General features: G+C 62.9%; 15 protein-coding genes. 10 read left to right on the top strand and 5 right to left on the bottom strand.

Annotation, left to right across the window (positions count from 1 at the left end):
- Positions 1-281 precede the first annotated feature (281 nt).
- The 3 genes from SB749_RS06425 to SB749_RS06435 are packed head-to-tail and all read left to right on the top strand — an operon-like array spanning position 282 to position 3,526.
- A complete protein-coding gene (locus SB749_RS06425) occupies positions 282-1,562 on the top strand; it encodes a hypothetical protein (protein ID WP_410709598.1) in 1,281 nt (426 codons plus the stop codon).
- 3 nt (positions 1,563-1,565) lie between these two features.
- Positions 1,566-1,889, top strand: coding sequence for a CHY zinc finger protein (locus SB749_RS06430; RefSeq protein ID WP_410709599.1), 324 nt, complete (start codon positions 1,566-1,568; stop codon positions 1,887-1,889).
- Positions 1,890-1,945: 56 nt separating this feature from the next.
- Positions 1,946-3,526, top strand: a complete 1,581-nt coding sequence (locus tag SB749_RS06435) for an aspartate ammonia-lyase (RefSeq protein ID WP_410709600.1) — start codon at positions 1,946-1,948, stop codon at positions 3,524-3,526.
- Positions 3,527-3,562: 36 nt separating this feature from the next.
- Here the strand turns inward: SB749_RS06435 and SB749_RS06440 are convergent, their stop codons facing one another.
- A complete protein-coding gene (locus SB749_RS06440; protein WP_410709601.1) occupies positions 3,563-4,957 on the bottom strand; it encodes an MBL fold metallo-hydrolase in 1,395 nt (464 codons plus the stop codon).
- A 46-nt stretch (positions 4,958-5,003) separates the two neighbouring features.
- On the bottom strand, positions 5,004-5,189 hold the full coding sequence (locus tag SB749_RS06445; RefSeq protein ID WP_025777490.1) for a hypothetical protein: 186 nt from the start codon (positions 5,187-5,189) through the stop codon (positions 5,004-5,006).
- A gap of 189 nt (positions 5,190-5,378) precedes the next feature.
- On the opposite strand from SB749_RS06445, the gene SB749_RS06450 reads away from it, so the two are divergent.
- A complete protein-coding gene (locus SB749_RS06450; RefSeq protein ID WP_369865482.1) occupies positions 5,379-5,636 on the top strand; it encodes a metal-sensitive transcriptional regulator in 258 nt (85 codons plus the stop codon).
- A 45-nt stretch (positions 5,637-5,681) separates the two neighbouring features.
- On the opposite strand, the gene SB749_RS06455 is transcribed toward SB749_RS06450, so the two are convergent.
- Complete coding sequence (locus tag SB749_RS06455; RefSeq protein WP_410709602.1) at positions 5,682-8,762, bottom strand: DEAD/DEAH box helicase; 3,081 nt, start codon at positions 8,760-8,762, stop codon at positions 5,682-5,684.
- A gap of 72 nt (positions 8,763-8,834) precedes the next feature.
- Between SB749_RS06455 and SB749_RS06460 the strand changes: the two genes are divergently transcribed.
- Positions 8,835-9,134, top strand: a complete 300-nt coding sequence (locus SB749_RS06460; RefSeq protein ID WP_410709603.1) for a biopolymer transporter Tol — start codon at positions 8,835-8,837, stop codon at positions 9,132-9,134.
- A gap of 70 nt (positions 9,135-9,204) precedes the next feature.
- On the opposite strand, the gene SB749_RS06465 is transcribed toward SB749_RS06460, so the two are convergent.
- Positions 9,205-9,669: an SRPBCC family protein gene (locus SB749_RS06465; RefSeq protein ID WP_410709604.1), complete on the bottom strand. Its 465-nt coding sequence runs from the start codon at positions 9,667-9,669 to the stop codon at positions 9,205-9,207.
- A 464-nt stretch (positions 9,670-10,133) separates the two neighbouring features.
- Here SB749_RS06465 and SB749_RS06470 point away from each other — a divergent pair, with 464 nt between their 5' ends.
- Positions 10,134-10,283, top strand: a complete 150-nt coding sequence (locus SB749_RS06470) for a hypothetical protein (protein WP_410709936.1) — start codon at positions 10,134-10,136, stop codon at positions 10,281-10,283.
- On the opposite strand, the gene SB749_RS06475 is transcribed toward SB749_RS06470, so the two are convergent.
- Positions 10,276-10,998 carry a haloacid dehalogenase type II gene (locus tag SB749_RS06475; RefSeq protein ID WP_410709605.1) on the bottom strand — a complete coding sequence of 241 codons (723 nt, stop codon included), beginning with the start codon at positions 10,996-10,998 and terminating at the stop codon, positions 10,276-10,278. The genes SB749_RS06470 and SB749_RS06475 overlap by 8 nt on opposite strands.
- A 148-nt stretch (positions 10,999-11,146) precedes the next feature.
- Here SB749_RS06475 and SB749_RS06480 point away from each other — a divergent pair, with 148 nt between their 5' ends.
- The 4 genes from SB749_RS06480 (at position 11,147) to SB749_RS06495 (ending at position 14,039) form a co-directional block, all read left to right on the top strand.
- Positions 11,147-11,932 carry a MerR family transcriptional regulator gene (locus SB749_RS06480; protein WP_410709606.1) on the top strand — a complete coding sequence of 262 codons (786 nt, stop codon included), beginning with the start codon at positions 11,147-11,149 and terminating at the stop codon, positions 11,930-11,932.
- Positions 11,933-12,141: 209 nt separating this feature from the next.
- Entirely contained in the window at positions 12,142-12,804 is a 663-nt protein-coding gene (locus tag SB749_RS06485) for a small multidrug efflux protein (protein WP_410709607.1), read from the top strand.
- A gap of 87 nt (positions 12,805-12,891) precedes the next feature.
- Positions 12,892-13,314, top strand: a complete 423-nt coding sequence (locus SB749_RS06490) for a hypothetical protein (protein WP_410709608.1) — start codon at positions 12,892-12,894, stop codon at positions 13,312-13,314.
- 74 nt (positions 13,315-13,388) lie between these two features.
- Positions 13,389-14,039 carry a homing endonuclease associated repeat-containing protein gene (locus SB749_RS06495; RefSeq protein WP_410709609.1) on the top strand — a complete coding sequence of 217 codons (651 nt, stop codon included), beginning with the start codon at positions 13,389-13,391 and terminating at the stop codon, positions 14,037-14,039.
- Positions 14,040-14,128 lie beyond the last annotated feature (89 nt).

The following is a 14,128-nucleotide window of genomic DNA, read 5'->3' on the forward strand; positions in this document are numbered from 1 at the left end:
CTTTCCCTGCCGCCTGTGCTCAGCAATGACAAGCTATACCCAGCGACGGATCGTGTGCTAACCCTTACATCTATGTTGGGAACCGGGGCCGGCGAAGCAAGACATTACAGACCTCGACGAGCAAGGCCGCAGTCGGCGTGGCCTTCGATGTTTTGCGCTTTTATCCGCTCTTGCGCGGCCCCTACGGGAATTTTGAATGCGCAGTAGACGATGCAAGACTACTTGCTGTGTTATTTACGGGCTACTCATAACCGCAAATCAAAGAATCATGGAGTATTGCAATGGCGGCAATCATGTTGATGGCGACGCTGATTCTCGGTGGGGCATTTGTCATATTTTTACGGCGCGGTAAGTTGAAATATACGAATCGCTGGAGAGCTCCCCGAATATCGATCTACTTAGGGGTAATTCTTGTTTCTATACGTTGGGCAGATGCTGCTGGTGGAGGCCTGGTTCTTCTACTGGTTCTAGTCCTTCTAGTCGCGGATATCACACTAGGGAATGAAGCGAACAAGCATTTTGAGGATAAGGTCGATTTGACTCTTAGGCAAGAGGTGGAAACTGCTTGGGGCAACTTCTGCACTACCATAAAATATGGCGCCAGGAATTTGATGATGCTCTTGGCTCCGAATGGTTGGGGCGTGAAAATCAACTACGATAATAGAATTGTAGAGTTCATTCTGCATGTGGTTGATAGAGGCAAAAAGTCAACCCTATTTCTATTTGTGATCATGTACGGGTCTGTAACTGCTGTAGCTATACTCTTAATTCTTGGATTCGGAATACTTGGCTTGACGTGGGTTGCTTCTGACGAATCCACCAATGCGCTAATCTTGCGTCGCCTAGGAGGGGGTCTTCTGGTCATTTATGGGCCGTTCGTGGCAGCTACTTGGCTAGTGTCTTGTGTTCTGGTTGGAGTTTTCGGCATGCTGATTGGTTGGCGCCGAGCGGCGCGCGAGGGCTTACGGCTGTTCACCTACTTTGCCGGGGCTACAGGTGTCGGGGCGGCAGTTGGGCTAGTTTCCGGTGTGCTTTCTCCTGCTGTTTGGAATCTGGTCAAGACCTGGGCTGTCTTTGATTCCATGCTGACTAAGAATCCTGCTATTTCAGGTGACCTCGCGCTTACCTGTTCTAGTCTAGGTATTGTGTTTGGTGCCTTATTTGGCATGTATCTATCGCTAAGGAAGTATAATAGACCGATATCTAATCTTGTTTATCGCGAGGTCTCCACGTTCGGTGTTATTGGCATTTCTGCCTGGTTGGTTTCACTACTTGAGGAAGTGTCTCCCGAGGAGATGCTTCGATTGGTCTTGCGGGAATCCTCGGATCTAAATAAGAGAGAATGTGCTGCGTATCAGGATTTTGAAGGGCTTGATATGCCTGATGCTGCAAAGTGTATGAATATGTCGGACCCATCTTTCTTTGGCGATGCGACCGATATTTTTATGCTAATAGTATGGACAGTTGCGATCTTGGGTGTACTTGCGTTGGTCGTAGGGTTTTTCGGCCGTTTAGTTCGGTCAGATGCAGATGCAGATGTGAACATAAGTAAGGACGGGTGAGCAATGACGCGAACTCCCGAAGTATTTGGCCCCACTGTCGATGACCACACTCGGTGCGTCCACTACGCGACCGAACTCGACATCATCGCCATCCGCTTCGCTTGCTGCGACCGCTACTATCCCTGCCACCAGTGCCATTCCGAGACGGCGGATCATCCCGCACAGCGGTGGCCACGCGAACGATGGGACCAGCCCGCCATCCTGTGTGGGAACTGCTGGACCGAACTGACGATCGAGACGTACAAAGCAACCGACAGCTGCCCCGAATGCGCTGCGCACTTCAACCCCCGCTGCGCGGCCCACTCGGACTACTACTTCGGTTCCTGATCTCACACAGATCACCCCTTCGGGTAGAAGCCGAAATGTGAGACTCTGAAACCACTATGACTGAGTCGAACGCCTTCGCAGACCCCAACACCGCCTCTCTTCCCCTCACCTCGCCGACTTCGACGAACCAGATCCCCACCAGCCAGAACTTCCCCACCCGCACCGAGACCGACTCGATCGGCAGCCTCGAGATCCCCGACACCGCCTACTGGGGAGTGCACACGGCCCGGGCGAACGAGAACTTCCCCATCGCCCGCCGTCCCATCTCCGTCTACCCCGACTTCGTCCGCGCCTTCGCCTGCGTCAAACAGGCCGCCGCCCGTGCCAACGCCGAGATCGGAGCGCTCGACGACCAGCGCGCGAACCTCATCGACGCGGCCTGCGAAGAGATCAAGTCCGGCAAGCTCCACGACCAGTTCGCCGTCGGCGTCGTCCAGGGCGGAGCCGGCACCTCGACGAACATGAACGCCAACGAGGTCATCACCAACCGTGCGCTCGAGATCGCCGGCCGGTCCAAGGGCGACTACGCGTTCATCCACCCCAACGACCACACCAACCACAGCCAGTCGACGAACGACACCTACCCGACCGCGATCAAGATCGCGCTGGCGTTCTCACTGCAGAACCTCCTCGGCGAACTCACGCTCCTCGCCGACGCCTTCGCCGCGAAGGGCCGCGAGTTCACCCATATCGTCAAGGTCGGGCGCACCCAGCTGCAGGACGCTGTGCCGATGACGCTCGGCCAGGAGTTCAACGCCTTCGCCACCACCCTGCGGGAGGACGTCGAACGCCTCGAGGAAGCCGTCGCCCTCCTCGGCGAAGTGAACATGGGTGCAACCGCGATCGGCACCTCGATCAACGCCCCGGCCGGGTACAAAGAAGCGGTCATCAAACACCTGCGGCAGATCACCGGGCTCGACCTGAAAACGGCCGGAGACCTCGTCGAATCCACCTCCGACACAGGTGTTTTCATCACCTTCTCCGGTGCGCTCAAGCGCAGCGCGCTGAAGATGTCGAAGATCGCCAACGACCTGCGTCTACTGTCGTCGGGGCCGCAGGCCGGCATCGGTGAGATCAACCTGCCCGCCCGCCAGGCGGGATCGTCGATCATGCCCGGCAAGGTCAATCCCGTCATCCCCGAGGCGGTGTCCCAGGTCGCGTACTCCGTGGCCGGTGCCGACGTCACCGTGTCCATGGCCGTCGAAGGCGGACAGCTGCAGCTCAACGCCTTCGAACCGATCATCGCCCACTCGCTGTTCCAGTCGATCACCTGGCTCGAACGCGCGGCCCAGACCTTCCGCATCAACTGCGTCAACGGCATCACCGCCAACGAGGCGCATATCGAGGACACCGTCGACCGCTCGGTCACCGTCATCACCGCGCTCGCCCCGGTCATCGGCTACGTCGCCGCGGCGAAGCTCGCGAAGGAAGCACTGGCGAAGAACGAACCCATCGCCGATCTCGTCGTCGAGCACGGACTGCTCGAGCGGGATGAGCTCGGCGAGATCCTTCGCCCCGAACGGCTGACCGGGATGCCCGCCGATGATTCCGTGGACAACACTGCCACCAGCGCCGAGGTGGTTCCCCGGGATGAGGTGACGGCCGAGCTTCCGATCATCCCCGATCTGGAGGGGTAAGCGGCTCGCGGATGGCCGGCAGCTCCCTGTTCCGGATCAGGACTCGAGCGACCGCCAGGCGTCGTAGGAGCCGGCGAGCTCGGCGACCCGGTATCCGGCACGGCGCAGGGCGCTGGCGGTGATGCTGCTGCGGGTGCCGCTCTGGCAATAGGTGACGATCCGGCCGTCGCTCGGCAGGCGGTCGAGTTCCCACAGGGCGCGGCCGCCGCTGAGTTGGGTCGCACCGGGGATGTGGCCGCCGGCGTGCTCGTTCTTCGAGCGGACATCGACGAGGCGGATGTCGGCTGCGTCTGCCAGTTTCGCCGGGTCGATCAGGTCGACCGGTTGCAGATCCATTCCGGCAAGCGAGGTCACGTAGCCGGTGACCGTGTCGATCCCGACCCTGATGAGATGATCCCGGAACTCCGCCGCCTGCTCGGCGTCGCCGGCGAGGATGATGATCGGCGTCGACTCCGCGGCCGGGTCGAAGACCCAGGCGCCGAAGCTCGCGGCCTTGCCAGGTCCCGGGATGTGCAGGGCCCCGGCCGGGGTGCCGGCATGGACATCCGCGGTCGGACGGGTGTCGATGAAAGCCGCCGAGCCGTCCTCGATCCTCTCCTGCACGCGACCGGCGTCGAATTCCTCGAGCTCGGCGAGCTCGCCGAGGAGAGACGGGCCCTCCCGGTTCTCGGTCTTCATCCTGGCGAAGTAGGCGTGGGCGTCGGGCTGCCCGGACAGCAGTTCGTCGACGAAGCCCTGCTCATCGCCGCTCTCGAGGAACGGCGACCACCAGGCGAAGGCGCGCTCGTAGCCGACGGTGGTCGTCGGAATGGCCCCCAGGGCTTTGCCGCAGGCGCTTCCCGCGCCGTGGGCGGGCAGGATCTGCACGTAGTCGGGGAGGGTGAGCAGGCGGTCGCGGAGGCTGGCGAAGAGGTCGCGGGCACCGGCGAAGCGGGTGTCGGAGCCGCCGGCCGCCTCGTCGAGGAGGTCTGGGCGTCCGATGTCGCCGACGAAGACGAAGTCGCCGGTGAGCATGAACCCCGGTGCGTCGGCCTGGGCACCGTCGGTGACGAGGTACGACAGGTGCTCGGGAGTGTGGCCGGGGGTGTGCGAGGCGCGCAGGGTGATGTTGCCGAGGGCGATCTCGTCACCGTCGTGCAGGCGCACCGCGTCGTCGAAGCCCGCCCCGTAGGACCAGTCGGGTCCGCCTTCGTCGGAGACGTACATCGTCGCGCCGGTGGCGGCGGCGAGTTCGCGGGTGCCGGAGAGGTAGTCGGCGTGGATGTGGGTCTCGGTGACGGCGGCGATCGTCAGTCCGTGGCGGTCGGCGAAGTCGCGGTAGACCGCGATGTCCCGGCGGGGATCGACGACGATCGCCTCCCCGCTGGCCTGGCAGGCGATGACGTAGCTGGCGTGGGCGAGGTCGGCGTCGAAGATGCGTTCGAGGAGCATGGGAGTCTTCTTTCCGTGGTCGAGGGGTGTTTGGTCTGCCGTGTGGTCAGCGGCCGAAGAGGCGGGAGAAGAAGCCGGGCTTGGCCGCTCGGGCCGCATCCTCTTCGGCCTGGGTGTGCTTGCCGTTGCACCACTGACCGGCCGGAACCGTGCTCTTCACCGACTGGATGTGCTGTCCGCATCCTGCCCACGTGGTCTTTCCGCACACTCGGCACGTCGCTGCTCGACACATAGCTGTCTCCTTCTTCGGCCATCGCGAGCCTGTTCATCATTGGTTTCATATACCCTCTGGGGTATGCATTCAATATACCCTTAGGGGTATAGTTGATGTCAACATCGAGAACGTGAAAGGACGACGATGAGCGAACGCGACACGTCCCCGGCTGAGCCGGCGAACGCAGAGGGCGACCCGGGTGAGCGGATGCTCGCCGATCCTGCCGCGCAGAAGAAGGTCCTCAATCGACTGCGTCGGGCACAGGGGCAGCTCGGCGCGGTGATCACCGCGGTCGAGGACGGAAGTCACTGCCGCGACGTCATCCATCAGCTCTCAGCGGTGTCGAAGGCCCTCGACCGGGCCGGATTCCTCATCATCTCGACGGCGCTGCGGGAATGCCTCGAGGACGACGAGGACGATGTGCGCACCGACGAGCTCGAGAAGCTCTTCCTCTCCATGGCGTGACGGAATGCCTGACGCAATTCCTGACGGGGCATGTGCCTACGGCCCTTACCCCTTGAACAGCCCCTTGATGTCCGCGGCCGTCACGGTCTGGCTGAAGGCCTGACCGCCGGGGCCGCGCCCCTGGTAGGTCCCGGAATCGGACATGAGCTCGTCGAAGAGTTCGGCCTTGCGCTTCTGCAGGGCGAGCACTTTCTCCTCGATCGTGCCCTCGGCGACATAGCGGTAGACCATGACGTTCTTCGTCTGACCGATCCGGTGCGCCCGGTCGATCGCCTGATTCTCCGAGGCGGGGTTCCACCACGGATCCATGAGGAAGACATAGTCCGCCTCGGTGAGGTTGAGCCCGAACCCACCGGCCTTGAGACTGATGAGGAACACCGGCGCCACACCGGACCGGAACGCATCGACGACCGTCCCGCGATTGCGCGTCGACCCGTCGAGGACGACATAGGGAATCCCGCGAGCGTCGAGCTCCGCGGCGACATTGGTCAGGAACGACGTGAACTGGCTGAATACGATCGACCGGTGGCCCTCGGCGATGACATCGTCGAGCCGTTCCAGGAGTGCAGCCAGCTTCGACGACGGCACCTCAGCATGTTCGGCATCGACGATCGACGGATCGAGAGCGAGCATCCGCAGCAGCGTCAGTGACCGGAACACGATGAATCGCTGCTTGTCGTATTCGCTGTCGATGAAGCCGAGGATCTTCTTCCGCTCCTTCTGCAGAATCCGATCGTAGAGTCTCCGGTGCGCGGCGTTGAGCTCGACCGAGATGACCTGCTCCTGCTTCTCCGGCAGGTCCGCGGCGACGAGATCCTTCGTCCGCCGCATCATGAATGGCCGGATCCGCCGTTGCAGGCGCTGCATCCGTCCCGGGTTCTCGCCGGATTCGATCGGTCGGACGTATTCCTCCTCGAACCGGTGAGGACTCGGGAACAGTCCGGGTGCCGTGATCGAGAACAGCGACCACACATCCTTGAGCGAGTTCTCCAAAGGCGTGCCGGTCAACGCCAAGCGGAACGGTGCCCGCACTTCCTTCGCCGCCAGGTGGGTCTGCGCGGTGGAGTTCTTGACGAACTGCGCCTCGTCGAGGATGAGCCCCGCCCACTCCATCCGCGAGATCGGAGTCTCCTCCAACCTCAACATCGCATACGACATGACGATGACATCGGCACCTCGAGCCACCTCGGCGAGGTCGACCCCACGCGCCCGCGTCGATTCGGCCACGACACGGACATCGAGATCAGGGGCGAACGCGGTCGCCTCCTTCACCCAATTCGGGACGACCGATGTCGGTGCCACGACGAGGAAGGGCGGGAGCGTCGCATCGTTGTCGGCGGGGGACGGGTGGGCCGCCTCGGCGGGGGCATCCTCGGTGAAGGACCGGGTGTGCTCGGTTTTCGCGTGTTTGATGAGAGCAAGCGTCTGCAGGGTCTTGCCCAGGCCCATGTCGTCGGCGAGGATCCCGCCGAGGCGGCACCGGTAGAGCAGCGCCAACCACCGGAATCCCTGCACCTGATACGGACGCAGTGTCGCACCGTTCAGGTCAGGCACCTCGGTGGCGGGCAGGTGTTCGAGGTCGGCCAATGCGCGCACCGAGTCTCTCCAGGTCGCGGCCGGTTCGGACTCGTCGGCGAGGTCCTCGAAATCCGACCACAGACCCACATGCATCCGGCAGATCTTCGGCGACTCCGGTTCCCATTCGGGGATGAGGTCCGCCTCGGCGAGGAGGGCCTTGAGCTTGTCGAAGATCGGCTTGTTCAGCGACAGGAACGAATCGTCGGAGAGCTTGATCTTCTTCGTCCCGGCGGCCAGCGCCTTGTACAGCTTGACGAAGGGGACCGGGCGGCCGTCGATGCTGATCTGGAAGCCGAGGTCGAACCAGTCGTTCTTCTCCGACTCGACCGCGGTGATCTTCACGTTCGGCTCCCCGCCGAGCTCCCGGTACGGCTGCTTCTTCCCGCGCGTGATGACCTTGACGTGTTCGATCTCCTCGAGCCCGGGCAGGACGTTGACGACGAAATCCGCGGTGTCCGCGTCGTCGAGTTCGAAGTCCTTGATGCCCGGCAGGGCGGAGCCGGTTTCGTGGGCGTCGGCGAGGAGTTTGTCGACCTCAGCGACGACGGCATCTTCGAAGTCGAGTTCGCGTTGCTCCGCATATTCCCTCGCCGAGGCGGCGCTGAGCCTCAATCGATCGATGACGGGGAAGGTGCGGCGGGGTCCCTGGTATTCCCAGTACCAGCTTAAGGAGAGTTTGTCGCCGGCGCCGAAGGCGGCGAAGACGACGAGGCGGGGGCGCCCGTACTGGGGGAAGGCGACGGTTGCGTCGCTGCTGATGACCTCGGCGCTGGAGCGCAGCTGCGGGTAGTACTCCTCGAAGAATTCTTCGGTTTCTGCCTCGGGAATGGTGATCGGCCCCGGGGACTGGAGCACGGGCAGTGCGGATTCCTTCGTCGGGGTCTCCGCGGGGGCCAGGGTGACGGTGAAACCGCTGGTGACGTCGACGCCGAAGAAGCCGTGCGTCCAGATCGGCTTGATCAGACCGGGAGCATATTCGCGTTCGTCGATGGTCGCCCGCGTCTGCACCTGCAGGCGGTTCTGGCTGCGGCGGATGTCGATGGCGGCGCGGGCGGTGTGCCCGATGGTGACGATCATATCCGGATTGATACCGACGAATTCGATGCCGAGCTTCTTCCCCTGCGTGAAGTGATCCCACAGCAGGGGAGTGCGGAAATCGCCGAGGTGGTACGGCGCCCCGTCGGGCGTGAAGTCCGTCTTCCCGCGGGTGCGCAGCCCCGCGAGCTGGGTGAACCATTCCTGGTGGGCCGGGTCGATGTCGAACTGCCGGGTCATGCGGTCGATGGTGCGCCAGGTCAGGGTCTTCTTCACCCAGTTGCCGGACTCGCTGAGCATGAGCGGGCGGATCGCGAGGCTCGGATTCGCGCCCGGGGTGACGTCGTCCTTGTTGAGGAGGACGGAGTGCTGAGCTTCGAACCAAGTGCGGGGGATGACTTGGACGAGCTCGAATCCCAGCGCCACGGGCGTGTGTGAGTGCGGAGCCGCCTCGGCGAGTGGGGCGAAGGCATCACGCCAATCGGCGGGGAGGGCGGATCGGTTGGCAGACACCAGGCTATCCTCTCATCTGCCGGTGCCACGAGACGTACGCGCTGCGTCCGGGGTGAGAGGTACAGTCGGCGCATGAGCGAGAACAGCGACAATGATGACGAGCGTTGGTTGATCGTCAAAGGACGCCGGTGGCGACGAACCGACCCAGCACTGGAACCGAGCGTGATCGAGGAACTCAAGAGCCGCCTCGGCGCCGCGAGGAATGCCGTCAAGCAGGCGAAGAGGCGGGGTGCTGAGAATGATCTCGCGGAGGCGAGGCGGAGGGTGAATGTCGCGAAGCACGGCCTCGGCGAACGCGGCGAGTATTGGTGGGAGATGTCAGTCGAAGACCGCCGGCGACGCGCGGAGACGGCCCTGAACGAACTGCGGTGAGCTCGAACAGGGCCGCCTCATCAGACTCATCAGGCGTGAGCAGCCCGGGTGGACGCGCTGCTGCGGGGCGTCAGACTCCGGACACCGCGGCTGCCAAGTTGCCGAGGGACGATTCGAGGTCCTCTTCGCTGACGGCCGGGAAGTCGACCTGCTTGAGCACCTCCTTGTCGGTGACAGCGCTCCAATCGTAGGTCACGGAGACCTCGGTCGAGTCATGGCTGTGGGACTTGAGCTCCCAGACCCACTCCCAACCCGGTGGCTCTTCACCGGCCGGTGCCGTCTTCCAGGCGAGAAGCTTGTTCTCCTCAAAGCCGATGACGTGATTGTCGGTCTTGTAGTCGCCGCCCATCTTGTCCCAGTGCATGTTCATCGTGAACACTTGGCCGGTCTCGGTGATGCGATCGGTCTTGTCATCGGACTGGACCATTCCCGAGCCGTCGATCTCGGCATGACGCTCTGGATTCGAGAGGATTCGGAAGATGTCCTCTACGGGGGCATCGATCGTGCGGGAAGCGCTGATGCTCGTCTCACTCATGCTTGTCACCTTTCGTCAGATGGTGGCTGGAGTACGGGCCGGTCGACCCGTCCCTGTGGCCCACGGTATACCCTGATCCCGAATGAGGGGAGGGGGTGCGCAACCAATGACAGCAAATGTGGCTGGTCTTCCGGATCCTCGTTGAGGAATGCAGAATAACCGACAGAGGTACGTGCCCTACGACGAAGACTTCAACATCGTAGGCAGCTATCGGCCGGCAGTCTCGCAGGGCCGATCGCTGATCCTGCAAGGTCATGTGGATGTCGTTCCAACCGGACCCTTGGAAAATTGGACTGCTCCGCCTTTCGAGCCTCGAGTCGAGCCTTCGAGCCTCGAGTCGAGAACGGCTGGCTGTACGGACGTGGCGCCGGGGACATGAAAGCCGGGCTCACTGCCAACCTTTTCGCGTTCGACGCGACCACGGCCGCCGGTTTTCTCCTGCAGCCCCGACCCATCTTCAATCCGTGGTGGAGGAGGAGAGCACCGGCAACGGAGCGCTTTCGGCACTTCTGCGCGGCTACACCGGCGACGCCGTGCTCATCCCGGAACCAGTAGAGAACGCCCTAGTGCGAACCAACGTCGGAGTCATCTGGTTCCTGCGATGCCTCAGCTGATCTGGTCAGCGAGGTCTTCGAAGTCCTCGGCAACGATGTCCCAGTCGCCCGTGGGCTCGAGATCGATGGTCTGATCAGGTCCATGCTCGGTGGGGCGACGAACGAAAGCCGTGCGGAGCCCGAGGGACTGCGCCGCGGCGAGATCGCTGTTGTGCGCGGCGACCATGGCGACCTGCTGCGGTTCGAGACTGAGGATGTCGGCGGTCCGCAGATACGCGTCGGGGTCCGGCTTATAGGCTCCCGCCACCTCGGCGCCGAGGATCGCATCCCAGGGAACACCAGCACGTTTGGCGACGTCGAGAGCCAACCGGACGTTCGCATTCGACAACGGGGCGATGATGAACCGCTCCTTCAAACGGGTCAACCCTGCGATCGCATCCGGCCACGGATCGAGCCGGTGCCACGCAAGATTGGTCTCGTCGAGGACCGGTGCGGGAATCGAGTCCGGATCGACGCCGAGACCCCTGAGCACGGTCTCGAGATTCTCCCGGTGGAGCACATCCAGACGAACGAACTCCCGGTCACCGTTGCGGACCTGCTCCATCGACGGCTGATATTCGGCGCGCCAGGCATCGGCGAACTCAAGTGGAACGAGATCGGGAACATGATCGCGCAAGTGCACGGCCACCTCGGCGGCTACACTGCTGCGCCAGTCGACGACGGTGCCGAACATGTCGAAGACGAGGGCGTCGACCGAATCGAATCCTGCTGTCATGGTTACACGGTAGTCCGCGTGGATCGGACCGTCCACGTCGGTTCTCCCGCTCACCATGTCAGTCCGTCCGCTTAGACTGAGCGGTGTTGGGAGTCGACGAGGACCTCATCGACACTGGACCACACGGCATCGGCGGAAGGACCTGACCGTGGGATGGAGCACGAGCGAATTGGCGCGGCTGACCGGCACCACGGTCAACACGATTCGGCATTATCACAAGCTTGGGCTGCTCACCGAGCCCGAACGGATGAGCAACGGATACAAACAGTACGGGGCCTCCCACCTGCTGCGACTCCATCAGATCCGGCGGATGCGCGAGCTCGGGATCCCGTTGTCGGACATCGGTGCGGTCGACGACGATCACGAACAGCAGCAGCTCGCCCTCAAACAGCTTGAGGTCGATCTCGGTGAGCAGATCGCGGCTCTGGAGAAAGCACGCACCGAGGTGTCCCAGCTCCTCGAACACGGAGCGCCGATCGATACTGCTTCAGGCTTCATCGACATCGCCGCCCGGATGTCGAACTCCGATCGCGCACTGATGAACATCTATTCGACCCTGTACGAGGAATCGGCGCTCGCGGAGATGCGGTCCATCATGTCTGAGACCACCCCGTACGACCAGGAGGTCGACGACCTCGCCGAGGATGCCGACGACGCCACCCGCGCACGCTTGGCAGAGCAGATCGCCCCGAGTATGAAGCGACAGCTCGAAGCGAAACCCTGGCTCCTCGCGCCGACCGAGCGGATGACCGGGGACGTGAAGATGGGGCAGGCTGCGATCATCGGCTCGCTCAGAGAGCTCTACAACGACGCGCAGATCGACGTCATCCAGCGTGCCTTCATCTCTGTCTTCCCGACTCTCGAGATTCCGGACGAAGATCGCGAGCGGTTCATCGCTTTCATCAAGCACGTGGCCGCGGAGGAAGAAGGCTGAGGCAGGAGACTGAGGCGGAGGAAGAGGAGTGAGGTCGGGAGCTGAGGGAGAGAGCTGAAGACAGTGACTAGGGAAGATAGCTGAGGATTCGCTGGGTTCGACGATGAGGGCTTGACCCTGTTCTGAGAACACAGTCTGTACTGAACGTATCAACCATCAGATCCGGTTCATTCGGGCCGGGATCTGCCGATCACGTTCAGGAGGACACCATGAATCCCATCATCGAATTCTTCCAAGGTCTCGCCGCTCAGGTTCCCGACCTGCTTCAGCCGTTCATCATCGCCGCGGCCGGGGCGGTCCCCTTCATCGAGGGTGAGATCTCCTCAATCATCGGCGTGTGGGCCGGAATGAACCCCGTGCTCGCCGGAATCGCCGGGACCATCGGCAACTTCATCTGCGTCACCGTCATCGTGCTCCTCGGCGCACGGGCGCGTCGCGCTGTCGTGAATCGGCAGAGCGAAAAGCGTGAGCTCGCGGCCGTGGGAGTCGGCGCAGGTGTCGGCTCCGGAGCGGTTGATGGTGCTGTGCCCGAGGCCGCTGCCACGCGGAATGGATCCGCCGACGTTCTCTCTCCGGATCCAGCGGCCGACAGCGATGCCGGTGACACGGTGACGGAGGGCCACCTCGGTGAGGGTGGGAAGCCCGAGTCCAAGGGACGGGTCAAGTTCAAGAAGTTCCTCACCCGCTTCGGTGTTCCCGGCGCGAGCCTGCTCGGACCGTTGGCGATTCCCACCCAGATCACCTCGACGATCCTCGTCAGTGCTGGTGTGAAGACCTCGTGGATCCTGCTGTGGCAGGGCATCGCGATCATCGCCTGGACAACCTTGACCACGCTCATCGCCACCGGATCGCTCGCCCTGCTGGCCGGCTGAAGCCTCAGGAACTGCGGTCCCCGCAGGTGCCGCCCTCACCAACCCACCGCCCACGGACCTCGTCGCCGCAAGAAGAAAGGACGAATCATGCGCTCGCTGTATCGCCACCGGCTGGTCCTCACCCTCACTGGCCCGATCCTTATCGCTCTGGGACTGCCGCTGATCGTCCCGTTCGCCGCGACCCTGCTGGGCGAGACGATGCAGCTGCAGATGCGATTGAGTCTGCCCGAATCGCTGCTCGCGACCTTGGGCATTCTCGTCGCGTGGTTCGTCATCTCGCGGACGATCGACGTCGTCCTCAGCGGAAGCGACATCGGCGGCAAGATGACCGGGCGTCTGGTGTCGGCGGGTGCGTCGGTGCTCGTGCTCGGCGGAGGCTACCTGCTGATCACCGGTTCGATCCCATTGGCCGCGATCACTGCGGTCGTGATCAGCGGTCTGTTCTTCGCGTTGAATACGATGCTCGATGTTCGGGCGATGAAACCGACAGGATTCCGACGATCCAGCTGACCCAGCCCCGGTGCTGATCTCCACGGTGGCGGTAATCCTGAGCAGGGAACCATCTGAAACGTACAATGGACTGGATGTCTGATACCGGGAGAACCCACACCTCGTCGCTGGCCGTGCTCGGTGCGCTGCTGTTCATCACCGCCCGCAGCCTCGATGCCACCGGTACGCCGGGGATCCCCGCGAGTGCTGACCCGGCCAAGCTCAGCCCCACCGACCGAGAGACCCTCGCCGAGGTGGAGTCCGCGCTGACCGTCCAACTCGAGAATTCAGGGGCGTCTGTGACGTCCACCCTCGCCGAGGTGGCTGCGGCGGTTGCGTACGTCCGTGGCCGGGCGGAGGTCCCTAGTCTGACCGCGAGCCGGTACGACAAACTGCGCAAGTCGGTGCTCGACAGCCTCGGTGCGACCTCGGCGCAGGGGGCGACGATTTGGCCGCCGACCAGTCAAACCGCGGTGCAGAGGTTCGGGTCCTGGAACGAAGCGCTCAAGGCGGCGGGTCTGGCGACGAACAAGATCGGCCGAGCCAAGGGGCAGCTGCGCTTTGACTCGGATGCCTACGACAAGGCGATCGCCGAATTCCTCGCCGACTGCGAATCACGCGGGACCGCCGCGACCTACAAGGCTTACACCGAATACGCCGCCGAACATAAGGGCGAAGTGCCCTCGGCCGCGGCCGTCCGGAAGTTCTACGGAAGCTGGAATTCAGCGCTCGCCGCGGTGGAGTGAGGTGCGGATCAGCGACCGTGCGTCTTAACTCCGACCGCTCACGCTATGCGATGCGCGGTCGACGGTGACTTGAGCGCTCGGTGGCTCAA

Origin of the sequence: Brevibacterium sp. SIMBA_078, from assembly GCF_046534565.1 — a bacterium.
Classification (GTDB): domain Bacteria; phylum Actinomycetota; class Actinomycetes; order Actinomycetales; family Brevibacteriaceae; genus Brevibacterium.

Excerpts from the sequence above, each read along its gene's own strand:
- SB749_RS06490 (WP_410709608.1), top strand. The coding sequence starts at position 12,892 with ATGCGCTCGCTGTATCGCCACCGGCTGGTCCTCACCCTCACTGGCCCG.
- SB749_RS06440 (WP_410709601.1), bottom strand. The coding sequence starts at position 4,957 with ATGCTCCTCGAACGCATCTTCGACGCCGACCTCGCCCACGCCAGCTAC.
- SB749_RS06475 (WP_410709605.1), bottom strand. The coding sequence starts at position 10,998 with ATGACAGCAGGATTCGATTCGGTCGACGCCCTCGTCTTCGACATGTTC.
- SB749_RS06460 (WP_410709603.1), top strand. The coding sequence starts at position 8,835 with ATGAGCGAGAACAGCGACAATGATGACGAGCGTTGGTTGATCGTCAAA.
- SB749_RS06425 (WP_410709598.1), top strand. The coding sequence starts at position 282 with ATGGCGGCAATCATGTTGATGGCGACGCTGATTCTCGGTGGGGCATTT.
- SB749_RS06495 (WP_410709609.1), top strand. The coding sequence starts at position 13,389 with ATGTCTGATACCGGGAGAACCCACACCTCGTCGCTGGCCGTGCTCGGT.
- SB749_RS06465 (WP_410709604.1), bottom strand. The coding sequence starts at position 9,669 with ATGAGTGAGACGAGCATCAGCGCTTCCCGCACGATCGATGCCCCCGTA.
- SB749_RS06435 (WP_410709600.1), top strand. The coding sequence starts at position 1,946 with ATGACTGAGTCGAACGCCTTCGCAGACCCCAACACCGCCTCTCTTCCC.
- SB749_RS06485 (WP_410709607.1), top strand. The coding sequence starts at position 12,142 with ATGAATCCCATCATCGAATTCTTCCAAGGTCTCGCCGCTCAGGTTCCC.
- SB749_RS06445 (WP_025777490.1), bottom strand. The coding sequence starts at position 5,189 with ATGTGTCGAGCAGCGACGTGCCGAGTGTGCGGAAAGACCACGTGGGCA.
- SB749_RS06450 (WP_369865482.1), top strand. The coding sequence starts at position 5,379 with ATGCTCGCCGATCCTGCCGCGCAGAAGAAGGTCCTCAATCGACTGCGT.
- SB749_RS06430 (WP_410709599.1), top strand. The coding sequence starts at position 1,566 with ATGACGCGAACTCCCGAAGTATTTGGCCCCACTGTCGATGACCACACT.